The sequence below is a fragment of the Streptomyces sp. NPDC053079 genome (assembly GCF_044546695.1).
In the GTDB taxonomy this organism is placed as follows: Bacteria; Actinomycetota; Actinomycetes; order Streptomycetales; family Streptomycetaceae; genus Streptomyces.
In genome coordinates this window covers 69580-84856 of sequence record NZ_JBITZJ010000009.1, presented here as the reverse complement: position 1 = coordinate 84856, position 15277 = coordinate 69580, and the positions used below count along the sequence as shown (strand labels likewise).

General features: G+C 72.4%; 11 protein-coding genes. 2 read left to right on the top strand and 9 right to left on the bottom strand.

The window, feature by feature from the left end:
- Positions 1–69: 69 nt before the first annotated feature.
- The 8 genes from ACIGXW_RS30310 to fabG all read right to left on the bottom strand — a co-directional run bounded on the left by ACIGXW_RS30310 (position 70) and on the right by fabG (position 6504).
- Positions 70–1563, bottom strand: coding sequence for an FAD-dependent monooxygenase (locus ACIGXW_RS30310; protein WP_399576051.1), 1494 nt, complete (start codon positions 1561–1563; stop codon positions 70–72).
- 31 nt (positions 1564–1594) lie between these two features.
- Positions 1595–2539, bottom strand: a complete 945-nt coding sequence (locus tag ACIGXW_RS30305; RefSeq protein ID WP_399576049.1) for an aromatase/cyclase — start codon at positions 2537–2539, stop codon at positions 1595–1597.
- Between the two features lie 64 nt (positions 2540–2603).
- Positions 2604–2852: an acyl carrier protein gene (locus ACIGXW_RS30300; protein WP_360910060.1), complete on the bottom strand. Its 249-nt coding sequence runs from the start codon at positions 2850–2852 to the stop codon at positions 2604–2606.
- Between the two features lie 28 nt (positions 2853–2880).
- Positions 2881–3210, bottom strand: coding sequence for a TcmI family type II polyketide cyclase (locus ACIGXW_RS30295; RefSeq protein ID WP_399576047.1), 330 nt, complete (start codon positions 3208–3210; stop codon positions 2881–2883).
- Positions 3211–3251: 41 nt separating this feature from the next.
- On the bottom strand, positions 3252–4775 hold the full coding sequence (locus tag ACIGXW_RS30290) for an FAD-dependent monooxygenase (RefSeq protein ID WP_399576045.1): 1524 nt from the start codon (positions 4773–4775) through the stop codon (positions 3252–3254).
- Positions 4772–5341 (bottom strand): NADPH-dependent FMN reductase, encoded by a 570-nt coding sequence (locus ACIGXW_RS30285; protein ID WP_399576043.1) that lies wholly within the window; start codon positions 5339–5341, stop codon positions 4772–4774. The genes ACIGXW_RS30290 and ACIGXW_RS30285 overlap by 4 nt, the downstream gene beginning before the upstream one ends.
- Positions 5338–5664 carry a darcynin family protein gene (locus ACIGXW_RS30280; RefSeq protein WP_399576041.1) on the bottom strand — a complete coding sequence of 109 codons (327 nt, stop codon included), beginning with the start codon at positions 5662–5664 and terminating at the stop codon, positions 5338–5340. Before ACIGXW_RS30280 ends, ACIGXW_RS30285 begins: the two co-directional genes overlap by 4 nt.
- Before the next feature lie 54 nt (positions 5665–5718).
- Positions 5719–6504: a 3-oxoacyl-ACP reductase FabG gene (gene fabG, locus ACIGXW_RS30275; protein ID WP_399576039.1), complete on the bottom strand. Its 786-nt coding sequence runs from the start codon at positions 6502–6504 to the stop codon at positions 5719–5721.
- Positions 6505–6839: 335 nt separating this feature from the next.
- Between fabG and ACIGXW_RS30270 the strand changes: the two genes are divergently transcribed.
- On the top strand, positions 6840–7499 hold the full coding sequence (locus tag ACIGXW_RS30270; protein WP_399576037.1) for an endonuclease: 660 nt from the start codon (positions 6840–6842) through the stop codon (positions 7497–7499).
- Between the two features lie 10 nt (positions 7500–7509).
- Here ACIGXW_RS30270 and ACIGXW_RS30265 read toward each other — a convergent pair whose 3' ends face one another.
- Positions 7510–7845: a thioredoxin family protein gene (locus ACIGXW_RS30265; protein ID WP_399576035.1), complete on the bottom strand. Its 336-nt coding sequence runs from the start codon at positions 7843–7845 to the stop codon at positions 7510–7512.
- Between the two features lie 259 nt (positions 7846–8104).
- Between ACIGXW_RS30265 and ACIGXW_RS30260 the strand changes: the two genes are divergently transcribed.
- A complete protein-coding gene (locus ACIGXW_RS30260; protein WP_399576033.1) occupies positions 8105–15277 on the top strand; it encodes an amino acid adenylation domain-containing protein in 7173 nt (2390 codons plus the stop codon).

Here is a 15277-nt window from a genome sequence, read left to right as displayed (position 1 = left end):
GCGACAGGAATGTGAATCCGACACATGCTGGAGGGCCGCCCCGCGAAGGACGGCCCCGGTGAATTCCCCTCACGCCGGGCGGGCGACCGCCTCTGCGTCGCCGAACCAGCGGCGCAGCGCCTGCCGCAGGGGCAGCCGCGCCCGGTCGGTCCATACGACGTGTCCGTCCGGCCGCAGCAGGAACGCGGCGCCGTCGGTGAGGTCCGCGTCGCAGGTGCCGACGATGACGCGCACGCGGCCGGTCCAGGGGTGTGCGGCCCCAAGGAGGTCCCCGGCGGACGTCCGGTCCCCTGTCAGGTCGAGCAGGACGGCGGTGCCGTCGCCGAGCAGGTGGGAGACCGTCGTGGGTGTCCCGTCGACGGTCAGGTCGAGGTCGGGCATGCGCGCGCCCAGGAGCGGGCGGTCGCCGGGTCCCACGGCGTAGCGCACGTCGAGGCCGCTCACCATGCCGGCGAACAGCTCGTGGAGCTCCGGGCGGGCCAGCAGCTCGGCGAGCACGTCGCGTACGGGGGCGGTCCCGGCGCCGCCGAACAGCAGCATGCCCTGTGCCTGGACGTTGTCCAGGACCCGCCGGCCGACGGGATGGCGCTCCTCGTGGTAGCTGTCGAGCAGGTCGGGGGGCGCCCATCCGCGCACCTGCGCGGCGAGCTTCCAGCCGAGGTTGGCGGCGTCCTGCAGGCCGAGGTTGAGGGCCTGGCCGCCGACGGGCATGTGCACGTGGGCGGCGTCGCCCGCGAGCAGGACGCGGCCGCGCCGGTAGGCGGTGGCCTGGGCGCGGGCGTCGTCGAAGGCGTCGAGCCAGATCGCGGTGGCCCCGGCGATGTCCTCGCCCGTGACCGTCCGCCAGGCCTCGGCGACCTCGGCGAACGACGGGGGGCCGGTGCGGGGTGCCGGGGGCCGGCCGGATGTGTGGACCATGACCCGTGTGACGCCGTCGGCCCGGCGCGAGGAGGCGGCGAAGCCGCGCTCGAAGCGCTCGAACCGGCGATCGGGCACCTCGATGCCGGTGATGTCCGCGCGCAGCAGTTCGCGCACGGCGGCGCTGCCGGAGAGCTCGAAGCCCGCGAGGTCGCGCACCGTGCTCCCGGCCCCGTCACAGCCCACCAGGTAGTCGGCGCGGAGGGTGCGGGGGCCGGCGGGCGTGTCGAACCGCGCCTCGACGCCGTCGTCGGTGACCTGGAGCGTGCGCAGCCGGTGCTCCCGGCGCAGGTCCACCCCCGCGGCGCGGGCCCGCTCCCCCAGCACCGCCTCCGTACGGAACTGGGGGACCTTCCAGTTGCCCGCGTATCTGCTCGCCGTGGTGCGGGCGTCGAACGCGAGGCCGCCGAAGTGGCCGGCCGCCTCGTGCACGAGGTCGTCGAACGCCTCCACGAGGCCGCGCTGGGCGAGGAGTTCCATCGTGCGGGCGTTGAGCTGGGAAGCGCGGGACTCGGTCATGGGCTCGGCGAGGGTGTCGGCGAGCACCACGCGCACGCCGTGCAGCCGCAGGTCGCCCGCCAGCAGCAGCCCGACGGGGCCGGCGCCGACCACGATGACCTGTGCGGTCGCGTCCGGGGGCGTCATGGCGCCGGTCCCGGGCCGTCGGTGCGCGAGGTCATGGCCGGTCGCCCTCGATGTGGGCCTTGGCGTGGGCGAGGGTGCTCAGGCTGTTGGTGCCCAGTGCCTTGCGGACCATGGTGCGGGCCTCGTCGAGGCCCGCGTCGGGGCCGAGGACCGCCGCGATGTTGGCCTCGTTGATGACGACCGTGTGCTGCGAGGTCGCCAGGACGCCGTCGGCGTTCTCCTCGAACCGCCACTGCCCGGTGTGCAGGGTCATCAGCGGCGGTACCTGGATCTGCTTGTAGTAGATGCGGCCGGGCGGCAGGCACACCCGCACCGACGTGGTCGTGTGGACGGTTCCGTCGGTGGTGCGGGTGTCCATCTCGAGCAGTTGCAGCCCGTCCTCGTCCTCCAGCCGTACCCGTGCGACGTGCGGGAGCCGCTCTTGCCACAGGTGCGCCTCGTTGATGAAGGCGAAGACGTCCTGGGCGCTGCCGGCGATCTGCGTGGTGTCCTCGAAGGACAGCAGCGCCGGCGAGGCGCCGGCGGCGGCCTCCGCGTGGGCCTTGAGCGCGCCCAGTTCCGCTCGGCTGTTGCGGTCGACGGCCGTGGTGATCCACTCCAGGGCGCCGGGCTCGTCGTCGACGGCGCGGTAGTCGTGCAGCAGTCGTACGCGACACCGCTCGTCGCCGTCGGCCTCGACGATCCAGGCGCCGCCCATCGCGGCGACCGGGTGGCTGGAGACCTCCTGGCGGAACTCGATGCGGCCGTCGGCGGGCAGCAGCCGCCTGCGGGACGTCCAGGTCTTGGCCACGCCGTTGGCGGTGGCCCAGATCCGGATCCGTTCGTTGTCTCCGGTGCGTTCGATGCGCTCCACGTGGACGCTCGGCGGGAACACCTGTGGCCAGTTCTCCACCTCTTCGAGGAGCTGGTACACGGTCTTCGCCGGTGCGTCGACCGTGATGTCGTGCTCGACTTCGTGGACTTCCGATCCGCTCATCGTGCCTCCCGGGCTCGTTCGTCGATTCATCGAAGAGAGTTCTCGCGACCCGCGGTCCGAGGGCTCAGGCGGAATTGATCAGCTCGATGAAGCTGCGGGGCGTGGTGGCGCCGGTCACGGCGTCGTCGTCCAGGTCGACGCCGTATTCCCGGGAGATGACCGAGGCGGTCTCCAGCAGCGCGAGCGAGTCGTATCCGAGGTCGGTGAACGGCGAGTCCAGGATGTCGCCGTCCAGGTCGACGCCCTCTTCCGTGCCGGCCGCGCTGAGCAATATCCTCTTGAGATCGTCGATGGTGAACGTCATCACCGTCATGTGTGCTTCTCCTTTCGTCCGTCCTGTTTCAGGCGCCCTGTTCCCAGTGGTAGAAGCGCCGGGCGATCGCGTCGGCGGGCGAGCGCCAGGTCTCGGGGTCGTAAGCGCTGATGTGTTTCTTCAGGTCGTCGCTGATTCCCACGAAGAGCGGGTGCGTGCGTGCTTCCGCGATCCGCTCGCCGCCGTCCTCGGAGTGGAAGTCCTGGAGGTGGAAGTACAGCCCCTGGTAGCTGAAGAGCTGCCGGCGCAGTGTTCCCATGCGCTGCGGCATGTCCGTGCGGTCGAATTCCGTGAAGAGCTTGCCGACTCCGTCGATCGAGTTCGGGTCCATGCGTGCGACGATCAAAGTGCTGTGCATTGCCGTCTCCTTCGTTCCGTCCGTTGCGGCGTCGCGGGCCGTCAGCGGTGTGCGGCGAGCTCCGTCTCCTGGGAGCGGCCCGCGCCGAACCAGGTGCCGAGTGCTGCGGTCAGGTCCCCGCCGTCGGGGGCCGCCCAGGCGATGTGGCCGTCGGGGCGCAGCAGCAGCCCGCTCGTACCGGTGAGCCGTTCGTCCTCGACGGTGGCCGTCACCACGTCCACGCGGTCCGCCCAGCGCTCGCCGGTGCGGCGCAGTGCCGGGTCGTCGGTGAGGTCGAGGAGCACGCCCCGGGCGGGGTGGAGCAGTTTCGCCGTGGTGGTGGGGCCGGAGCCGGTGAGCACCTCGCACGGGGGCATCCGCCGTCCCAGGAGCGGGTGCTGTCCCGGTCCGGTGTCGTAGCGGATGTCGAGGCCGGTGACCATGCCGGCGAGGTGGCGGGCGACGTCGTCGTCGCGCAGCAGCTCGCCCAGTACCGCGCGGAGCGGTTCCACTTCGCTGCCGCCCAGGTAGATGAGGCCCTGGGCCCGGGTGTTGGTCAGGACGCGCTCCCCGACGGGGTGGCGCTCGCGGTGGTAGGTGTCGAGCAGGTCCGCCTCGCTGCGGCCGGTGACGACGGCGGCGAGCTTCCAGCCGAGGTTCACGGCGTCCTGCACGCCGACGCTGAGCCCCTGGCCGCCCGCGGGCAGGTGGATGTGGGCGGCGTCGCCGGCCAGCAGCACGCGTCCGCGGCGGTAGGCGGTGACCAGGCGGGAGGCGTCGGTGAAGGAGCTGATCCACCGGGCCTCGCCGTGGCCGATGTCCTCACCGGTGAGCCGCTTCCAGGCGCCGGCCACCTCGGCGTAGGTGGGCGGGCTCGTGCGTTCGCGGGGGGCGGTGCCGCGTTCGCAGACGATGACCCGGTCGACGTCGTCGCGCAGTCTGGCGGCCATGACCATGCCGCCGTGGACGCGTTCGCCGATGAAGCGCGGGCGCACGTCGGCGCCCGCGATGTCGGCGAGGAACATCTCGCTGGTCGCGTCGTGGCCGGGGAAGTCGAAGCCGGCGGCCTGCCGGACGCCGCTGCGGCCGCCGTCGGCGCCGACGAGGTAGGAGCAGCGCAGTACGCGGTCGCCGGCGGGCGTGGAGACGGTGATCTCGACGAGGTCGTCGCCGGGGCGTACGTCGGTGACCTCGTGTCCGCGCAGGACCGTGGCGCCCAGCCCGGTGGCCCAGCGTGCCAGCACTCCCTCGGTCTCGCTCTGCTCGACGTTGCGTACGCCGAAGTGGCCGTCGGGCAGCACGCCGTAGTCCATGGGGATGCCGCCGAAGTGCCCCTTGGTGCTGATCTCGGGGTTCGTGAAGTGGTCCAGCAGTCCGCGCTGGTCGAACACTTCGGTGGCGCGGGCGGTGAAGCCGAGTCCGCGGGACTCGGTGACGGGCTCGGCCAGCCGCTCGACGACGATCACCTCGGCGCCGCCGAGGCGGAGTTCCCCGGCCAGCATGAGGCCGGTCGGCCCCGCCCCGGCCACGATCACCGGTGCGTCGACCTCCGGAGCGGTGGTGCGGTGGGCGGCGGCGCCGTTCACGCGGACGCCTTGCGCCGCAGCGGCTCCAGCGCCCGGCTCCAGGCCACGGTCTGGTCCAGTACGGCCTCGACCGCAGCCGCGCTCGCCTCGGCGGGCCGGAAGGTGCTGTGGTCGGCGAAGTCGGTGGCGAAGGTCAGCGCCGCCTGGGCGCGCACCGTGGCGACCTGGAGTTCGGCCAGGATCAGTCGGAGGTGCTCGACGGCGCGGGTGGCGCCCAGCGGTCCGTATCCGACGAAGCCGGCGGCCTTGTCGCCCCACTCCGCGTACAGGAAGTCGATGGCGTTCTTCAGGGCGCCGGGTATGGAGTGGTTGTACTCGGGCGTCACGAAGACGAACCCGTCGAGCCGTGCGATGCGCTCGGCCCAGGCGAGGGTGTGCGGCTGGGTGTAGACGCCGGCCATCGGCGGGACGGCTTCGTCGAGGTGCGGCAGTGCGTGGTCGGCGATGTCGACGAGCTCGTACGCGGCGTCGTCGCGGCGGCTCGCGATGTCGTGGACCCAGCGGGCGACCGCTTCGCCGTTGCGTCCCGGCCGGGTGCTGCCGAGGATGATGCCGATCCTGGTCATGCCTGCTCCCGGTCGGCGTAGTAGGTCCCCTGCATGCCGATGACGTTGTCCGTGATGACGGCGAACCTCTCGGCCATCAGCGGGCATTCGTGCAGTTCCTCGACGAGGTCGTTGTAGGCCGTGACGTCGTCGAAGTGGACGAGGAAGAAATTGCTGAGCCGGGCGCTGAACGCCGCGGCGCGGAACGGCTGGATCTGCAGGACCTGCGCGTGCTTCCCGATGACGGGGAACAGGTGCTCGGCCTCGAATTCCTCGCGTTCGGCGCGGGACTTGAGGAACCATTCGGGCTCGAATCGGACCCCGAGGAATGCTGTGTACTGCACAGGAAGGTCTCCTTGTCGCTGCCGGCGCCCGGCCGGCCGTGGGACGGGGGCGGCTCAGAAGTTGCCCAGGCCGCCGCAGACGTTGAGGGCCTGCGAGGTCACCGAGGCGGCCCTGTCGCCGACGAGGTAGCCGACCATGCCCGCCACCTCGTCCACGGTCGAGTAGCGACCGAGCGGGATCTTCGCCTCGAACCTCTGGAGGATGTCGTCCTCGGTCGTCTCCCAGGCCTTCGCGTAATTGCTGCGGACGCGCTCGGCCATCGGCGTCTCCACGTACCCCGGGCAGACCGCGTTCACGGTGATCCCGGTCTTCGCGAGTTCGTTGCCGAGGGACTTGGTGAAGCCGACGACGCCGTGCTTCGACGCCGAATAGGGGGATGCCAGCACGACGCCCTGCTTTCCGGCGGTGGAGGCGATGTTGACGATCCGGCCCCAGCTCTTGTCCCGCATTCCGCCGATCGAGAGCACGTCGCGCGTCATGTAGAAGACGCTGTTGAGGTTCGTGTCGATGACGTTGAGCCACGTCTCGTCGGTGAGGTCCGCGGTGACGCCGCCGCCTCCGCATCCCGCGTTGTTGACGAGGACGTCGATGCTGCCGTAGCGCTCGACCGCCGCGGTCACCGTGGCCCGTACCTGCTCGGCCGAGCGGACGTCGCAGTCGGTGCCGTCGGCGTCGTAGCCCTTGGCCCTCAACTGCTCGACGGTCAGCTTCACATCGGCCGCGCTGCGGGCGCACAGGAAGACCCGGTGGCCGAGCTCCCCGAGATGGTGCGCGATCGCCAGGCCGATGCCGCTGGTCGCTCCGGTGACGAGCGCGGTCCTTCCGGCTCCGTTCGTCATGTTCCCTCCTCGACTGCAAACGAAGAGCGGCCCGGGATCACCCGGGCCGCTCTGGGAGTCATGTGGTGCGGAAAGATGCTGGTGCGGATTGCGGAAAGGTGCCTCGGTCACGTGTCGCGTCTGCGACGAAGGTGTCAGGACCGGCGGCGAGGCGCCGGTGGGCACAAACTTTCCAATCTGACGCCCATGTTCTTCACTCCAGGTCGGGTTGTCAAGAGGGGCCGTACGAGGGGGCGTTCGCCCATGCGGCCGTCCGGATGAACGGGCGGGCGCGTATGCCGGGGGTCGGGGCGTCCGTCGGCGGTATCGGGGCCGGGCCACGGCAGACTCGCTCCATGAGCACCGGGGACCGGAGAGTGGCCGCCGCACTGCTGCGGGCGCACGGGCGGACGTACGCCGAGGAGGCGGGCATCACGCTGCGGGACACCCCGCAGCCGCTGTACCGGCTCGTGGTGCTGGCCTGCCTGCTCAGCGCGCGTATCCGTGCGTCCGTCGCGACCGATACCGCCCGCAGCCTGGCGAAGGCCGGTATGAAGGACCCGCGGCGGATGGCCGGGGCCACGTGGCAGCAGCGCGTGGACGCCCTGGGCGAGGGCGGCTACCGCCGCTACGACGAGCGCACCGCCACCCAGCTCGGCGACGGCGCGCAGCTGCTGCTCGACCGCTATCGGGGGGACGTCCGGCGCATGCGCGAGGAGGCGGACGGCGATCTCGGGCGGCTGCGGAAGCTGCTGCGGGAGATCCCGGGGCTCGGGCCGACGGGCGTGGACATCTTCCTGCGGGAGGTGCAGGGCTTGTGGCCGGAGGTCCATCCGTGCTTCGGGGGCAAGGCCGGCGAGGGAGCCGATCGCCTGGGGCTGCCCCGTGACCCCGCCGCACTGGCCCGGCTGGTCGGGCGCGAGCAGGCTCCGGCGTTCGCCGCCGCGCTGGTGAGGGCGGCGCTGGATACGGAGATCGCCGACGAGGTGAGGGAGGCGGCCGGGAAAGGGGGCTGAGCGGGCGACGTCACCCGCTTCCCGCGCATGCCTGGCCGACCCACTCCCCCAGCGCCTGCGGATGGGGGGCCACGACCTCGGCGAGTTTGGTGCCGTTGAGGAACGCCATGAAGACGGGGACGGGCCCGACACCCGCCTTCTGGGCGATCTCGAACGCTTCGTCGATGTCCACCGAACGGAAGTCGACGGTTCCGGCGTATTCGGGTAGCTCGGAGAGCCGGACGAAGGCAGGGCCGATCACCCGGCAGCGAGGGGCCCATGTGGCGCAGAAGCCCACCACCACGGGCTTGTCCTGGCTGATGGCCACCTCGAACTCTGCCAAGCTCGTCAGCGGTGTGACGGCCATGCGCTCCGCCCTCGACGCGTCGTTCCCGTGAACCCTTCGGCGCCTCCACGAAACGGGGCGCCTCACGCAGATCACCGTTCCACGACTCCGGCCATCGCGCACGCCGGCAGCCGCGTGGACGAGTGGCTGGAATCCTCCTCCTCGCTTTGCCCCACCGTGACCCAGAACCAGCAAATGGCCTAATTCCCCATAGGCATGATGTCGATCAAGACAGGGACTGCGACTGACAGGGCGGTCCACCCGTGGAAAGCAGATATACGTGATCAGTCAAGTGCAGCACCCCCTGACGGCCTACCAGCGGGACATCTGGGCCGCGGGTTCCCAGGCCCCCCACTCGCCGCAGTTCAACTGCGTCCTCCACGAGCGTCTGCTGGGCAGCGTCGACCTCGACGCGCTCACCGCCTGTGTCGAGCGTGCGTTAGGCCGCCATGAAACGTTCCGGCTGCGGTTCGACGAGCGGGCGGGGACGCCGTTCCAGTGGGCCGAACCGGAAGGTGTCGGGGTCGACAGGGTCGATTTAGCCAAGGAGCCCGAGCCGGAGGCGGCGTGCGCCGAGTGGATGCGGCGTTCCCTGGAGACGCCTCTGCCGCTGGCCGACGGCCCCCTCGTCGAAGCCGCATTGCTCCTCGAGGGTCCGGGCGTCACTCATGTGCACATCAAGGCACACCACATCGTCGCCGACGCCTGGACCTTCCACAAGCTGAGCACCGAGATCCTCGACGACTACGCGCGGACCGTGACCGCCGGGATGAGCGGCCTCCGCCCGCCGACCTCCTATCTCGCCTTCGTGGAGGAGGAGGCCGCCTACCGTTCCGGCGCGGACGCCGACCGCGACCGCGCCTTCCACCGGGAGAACCTGGCGGGAGTGGCCCCTGCCCTCTTCACCCGCGCGGCGGCCGGAGGCGGGCGGGGCCGCCACTCGTTCACGGTGGAGAGCGCCCTCGTCGAGCGGGTCCGCGCCGCCGGCCTCTCGCCGTTCGCGTACATCGCCGCCATGGTCGGTACGTACCTGACACGCCTGCACCGCAGCGAGGAGGTCGTGCTGGGCGTCCCCTTCCTCAACCGGCCGGGCGGATGGCGGGACATCCTCGGCCAGTTCGCCAACGCCCTGCCGCTGCGCATACCGGCGGCCGGCGAGCGGTCGGTGCGGGACCTGGTCGCCGGAACCCAGGACGCGACCCGGGCGCTCCAGCGGCACCAGCGGCTCTCCCTCGGTGACGTCCTGCGCGAGCTACCCTCCTCCGCCGAGGGCCCCCGTCAGCTGTTCGACGTCACGCTCTCCTACATCCACTGGCCCCAGCAGGACCGGCTCCCCGGCATCGAGCGGCGGACGGCCATGAGGGCCCCCTCGCACGAGCAGGACGCCCTGGGCATCGTGGTGTCCGCCTTCGACGACAGCGCCGACCTCCACGTCGACCTGGACTACGCCTGCGACGTCTTCGACGACGACCTGTCCATCGCGTCGGTCGCCCGGCATCTCACCACGCTCCTGCGCAACGGTGTGGACATGCTGGACCGGCCCGTCCCGGCCGTGCCGATGCTGGCGGCCGCCGAGTACGAGGACCTCACCGTGGTGCGCGCCCAGGGCCCGGACGTCCCGTACGCGGACGGGGCCACGCTGCACGGCCTGTTCGAGGCGCAGGCCACCCGCAGGCCCGGCCAGACGGCCGTGACCGGCGCCGCCGGGGAAACCCTGACGTACGCCGAGCTGGACGAGCGGGCCAACCGGGTCGCACGGGCCCTGCGCGCCGAGGGCGTCGGCCCGGACGACCGGGTCGCGGTGATGATGGAGCGGGGGCCGAAGCTGCTGGTGGCGCTCCTGGGCACGCTGAAGGCCGGTGGCGCCTACGTACCGGTGGACCGCGGCTACCCGGCCGAGCGCGTGCGGCTCCTGCTGGAGGACAGCCGCGCCAAGGTGGTGATCGTGGACGGCGACGGGCCGGTCGCGGATACCGCCGAGGGGACGACGGTGCGGTGCGTCGAGGACCTGCTGCGCGCGGACGGCGCCCCGCTCGAACCGCTCGGCACCTCCCATGACCTGGCGTACGTCATCTACACCTCCGGCTCGACCGGCCGCCCCAAGGGGGTGATGGTGGAACACCGCAGCGTGGTCAACCGCCTCGCGTGGATGCAGAGCCGCTATCCGCTCGGCGCGAGCGACGTCCTGCTGCAGAAGACGCCGGTCTCCTTCGACGTGTCGGTGTGGGAGCTGTTCTGGTGGGCGATCGAGGGCGCGAGCGTGGCGTTGCTGCCGCCCGGCGGACAGCAGGACCCGCGGGAGATCCTGCGGACCGTCCGCGAGCAGCGGGTCAGCGCCGCGCACTTCGTCCCCTCGATGCTGGGGCCGTTCCTCGACCTGCTCCAGCGGACACCGGAGGCCGTCGAGGGACTCGGCTCCCTGCGGTACGTCTTCTGCAGCGGTGAGGCCTTACCCTCCGCGCGCGTCGAGCAGTTCAACCGCGTGTTCGGCGCGCACTCCCCCGTACGGCTGGTGAATCTCTACGGTCCGACCGAGGCCACCGTCGACGTCTCGTACCACGACTGCCCGCGCGAAGGGCACATCGCCCGGGTGCCCATCGGCCGGCCGATCGACAACACCCGGCTGTACGTGCTGGGGCCCGACGACCATCCGCAGCCGGTCGGCGTCGCCGGCGAGCTGTGCATCGGCGGCGTCGGTGTCGCCCGGGGGTATCTGGACCGGCCGGAGCTGACCGCCGAGAAGTTCCTGCGGGACCCGTTCGTGCGGGGCGGCCGGATGTACCGCACCGGCGACCTCGCCCGCTGGCTGGCGGACGGCACCCTGGAATACCTCGGGCGCATCGACGGCCAGGTGAAGATCCGCGGCAATCGCGTGGAGCCCGGCGAGGTGGCGGCCGCTCTGCGCACGGTGCCGGGCGTCCGCGACGCCCTCGTCGTGGACCGCGCCACCGACGCCCGCGGCACCCACCTCGTCGGCTATTACGTGGCCGACGCCGACATCGACCCGGAGTCGCTGCGGGAGCGGCTCGCGCGGACGCTGCCGGTGTTCATGGTTCCGGCCTGTTTCGTCCGCATCGACGGCATTCCGCTGACCCCGAACGGCAAGGCCGACCGCCGCGCGCTGCCCGTACCCGGGGAGCCCGCGCAGCCGGCCGCCGGCGGACGGGCGCGCAACCGTACCGAGGCCGTCCTGGCCGGGATCTGGGCCCGGGTGCTGGGCGTGGAGAGCGTCGGCGTCCACGACGACTACTTCGCGCTCGGCGGGGACTCCATCCTGATGCTCAAGGTGCGGGCCGAGGCCGAGGAGCGGGGCCTGCGCTTCTCGCTCACCGACCTGATCCGCCATCCGACGGTGGCCGGTCTCGCCGCCCGGGCCGACAGCGCCCCGGCGGCCGGCGGCGGGGACGTCCCGGCGCCGTTCGGTCTCATATCCACGGTGGACCGGGCCCGGCTGGAAGGCGCCGAGGACGCCTATCCGCTCACCCGGCTGCAGCTCGGCCTGCTGTACCACAGCCGTCGGCACGAGACCTCCGCCATGTACAAGGACGTCTTCCTGTACCGCCTCGAGATGCCATGGGACGAGGAGCGGTTCCGCCGGTCGTTCGCCCGGATGGTGGCGCGGCATCCGGCGCTGCGCTCCGGCTTCGACCTGGCGGGTTTCTCCGAGCCGCTGCAGATCGTCCACCCCCGGGTGGACGGTGGCCTGGACGTCGTCGACCTGCGCCCCCTCGACGGCGCCGCGGCCGACGCCGAGGTCCACGCGCACATCGAGGAACGGCGCCACCACGCCTACGCCTTCGACCGGGCGCCGCTGTACCTCGCCAGGGTCCACGTGAGGCCCACGACCGTCGATCTGGTCCTCAGCTTCCACCACGCGCTCCTCGACGGCGGCAGCGTGGCCAACCTCCTCCAGGAACTCCTCCAGGACTACGCGCACGACCTCGGGCTGGGCATCGGCCCCGTCGACGCCACGGCGCCGCCGTCGGCGGCGGCGCATGTGCGGGAGGAACGGATCGCCCTGGGGTCCGAGGAGGCGCGGCGCTACTGGAAGGAGAAGCTGGCCGGCTGCGAACCCTTGCAGATCGAGACGTTCCGGCCGCACCGGCCGCCGCACGCCCGCCGGGGTCCGGCCGCCCACCGCCTCGACCTGCCCGCCGGCCTGCTGGCACAGCTGCGGACCTTCGCCGCCGAGCACGGCGTGCCCGTGAAGTCCGCGCTCCTGGCGGCGCACTGCCTGACGCTGTCCGTGTTCGCCGGCACCCACGACGTGACCACCGGGCTGGTCACCCACGGGCGGCCCGAGCTCGCCCACGCCGAACGCGTCGCCGGACTCTTCCTCAATACCGTGCCCCTGCGTCTGGGCACCGGGCGCGTCAGCTGGCTGGACGTGGTGCGCGAGGCCTTCCGGCAGGAGCAGGACGGGCACGCCCACCGCCGGTATCCGCTGAGCGCCGTCCAGGAGGACCACGGCGGCCCCGTCCTGGACACCGCCTTCAACTACGTGCACTTCCACCAGCTCGCCGAGGTCCTGCGCCTGCCCGGCGTGCGCCTGCTGGACTTCAGCACCTGGGAGGAGACCAACTTCCGGCTCCTGGTGAACGCGGTCACCGACCCCGACGGCGGGCGCGTGTGGCTGCGGATCGACGGTGACGGCGAGACGTTCTGCACCGAGCGGACCGAGCTCTACGCGCGCGGATTCCTGCGGATCCTGCGGAAGATGGTGCAGGAGCCGCACGAGGAGCCCCACTTCGCCTTCCTCGCCGACCCCCCGGTCCTCGCGGACTCCGTGGCGCGCCCCACCGTCGTCGAACTCTTCGCCGAGCAGGCCGCCCGCACCCCGGGGGCGACCGCCCTGGTGATGCGGGAGGAGCGGTGGAGCTACGCACGGCTGGCCGAGGCCGCCGACCGGGTGGCCGGGCGGCTGCGCGCGCTCGGCGCCCCGCCCCGGGCCCGGATCGGCATCGCCATGGACCGCTCGCCCGAGATGATCGCCGTGCTGCTGGGCGTGGTGCGCGCCGGGTGCGCGGTGGTGCCGCTGGACGTCGGCTACCCCGCCCGGCGGCTGGCCGCGATGCTGGAGCAGGCCCGGCCCTTCCGGGTCGTCGCCCACGCCCCGTACGCCCACCTCGCCGGCGACCCGTCGCTCGTGCTGCCCGCCGAATCCCTGACCCGGGAGCCGGCGGAACCCGCCGCGGACGCGCCGCGAATCGACGCCGACAGTGCCGCCTACGTCCTGTTCACCTCCGGCTCCACCGGCCGGCCCAAGGGCGTGACGATGCCGCACCGCTCCCTGGCCGGCCTCGTGGCCTGGCAGAACGGGACCGCGAGCGGCGCCGTGGGCGGGACGACCCTGCAGTACGCGCCGCTGAGCTTCGACGTGTCCTTCCAGGAGATCTTCTCCACCCTGTGCTCCGGCGGCACGCTGCACCTGGTGGGCGACACCGAGCGGCGCGACATGTCCCGCCTGCTGCGGCTGATCGATCACGAAGGCGTCGAGCGGGTCTTCCTCCCCTACGTCGCGCTCCAGCAACTGGCCGAGACCGCGGCCGCGCTGGACATCGTCCCCCGGGCCCTGCGCGTACTGATCTCCTCCGGCGAACAGCTGCGCGTCACCGAGGAGATCCGAGGACTGTGCGCCGCGCTGCCGGGCGCCGTCCTGGAGAACCAGTACGGGCCGACCGAGACGCATGTCGCCACCGCCTTCGCCATGACCGGGGACCCGGCCGCGTTCCCGGCGCTGCCGCCGATCGGCCGGCCCGTCGACGGGGCCGAGGCGCATGTGCTGGACGCCCGGATGCGCCCGGTGCCCGCCGGGGCGCGCGGGGTGATCCACCTCGGCGGCGCCTGCCTGGCCGACGGCTACGAGGGCCGCCCCGACCTGACCAAGGAGCGCTTCGTCCCCCATCCCTTCGACGGCGAGGAGCGGCGGCTCTACGACACCGGCGACCTCGGCCTGGTGCTGCCCGACGGGACGATCGCCTACGCCGGGCGGGCGGACTCCCAGGTCAAGGTGCGCGGGTTCCGCGTCGAGCCCGCGGAGGTGGAGCTGGCCCTCACCGACCTCACCGGACGCTACCCGGGCCTGCTCGACGCCGCGGTCGTGGCCCGGCGTCGCGACGACGGCGACTCCTTCCTCGCCGCGTTCCTCGTGGGCGAGGGCACGGCCGCGGACCTGGCCGGCATCCGCGAGCACCTGCGCGCGACGCTGCCCGACCACATGGTCCCCGCGCACCTGCAATGGCTGACGTCCCTGCCCCTGACCCCCAGCGGCAAGCGCGACGACGCCGCACTGCGCCGAACCCCGCTCACCACCGCCGCCGGTGCCACCGGCGTCGGTGCCGAGCCGCGCGACGCCTATGAGCGGGCGCTCGCCGAGATGCTCGCGGACCTGCTGCGGCTGCCCGCTGTCGGCATCGGCGACAGCCTCTTCGACCTGGGCGGCACCTCGCTCACGGCCATGCGGCTGGTGGTCCAGATCGAGCAGCGCTACGGCGTGCACATCCCGCTGTCCGGGTTCGTCGCCGCACCGACCGTGGCCGCTCTCGCGGCGCGGCTGCGCGCGGGAGACGCGGTCGCCGCGTACGACCCGGTGGTCCCGATCCGTCCGGAGGGCACCCGGCCGCCGCTGTTCATGGTCCACCCCATGGGCGGCAACGTGCTCTGCTACGTCCCCTTCTCCCGGCACCTCCCGGACGACCAGCCGCTGTACGCCCTCCAGGCCGCCGGCGCGGACCCGGGCACCACACCGCTGCGCACCGTCGAGGAGATCGCGGCCGGCTACGTCGCCGCACTGCGCGGGGTACAGCCGCAGGGCCCGTACGCCGTCGGCGGGTGGTCCTTCGGCGGCTTCGTCGCCTTCGAGATCGCCCGGCAGCTGCGGGCGGCGGGCGAGGAGGTGTCCCACCTGGTGCTGCTGGACACCACCGCGCTGGACCAGGGGGCGCGCGTCCGGCACGACGACGACGCGCTGCTGCGGTGGTTCTTCTGGGAGCTGCTCCTGCTGGAGCGCGGCGGTGACTCCCCGATGGAGACCATCCCGGACGAACTGACCTCCCTCGAGGAAAAGTTCGACTTCATCGCCCGGCTCGCGAGCGACGCGGGCGTCCTGCCCGCGGGCAGTTCGGGAGCCGTCATACGCCGGCTCTTCGGCGTCTACCGGGCCAACTGGCAGGCGACGCTGGAGTACCGGCCGGGCGTCCAGGAGCAGGACCTCACCCTGATCCGGGCCATGGAACCGCTTCCGGACGTCCTGACCGCCATGCACGGCGCCGCCGGAAGCCGCCACCAGGACCGGGCCAACGGCTGGCGCGACATGACCAGCGGCCGGCTCCGCGTCGTCGACGTGCCCGGCGACCATCTCACGATCATGGAGGAACCGTACGTGGAACACGTTGCCAGGACCGTCGTGGAACTGCTCGGGAGCGGCCCGGCCGCCTCCGTAGAGGGGAAGTGA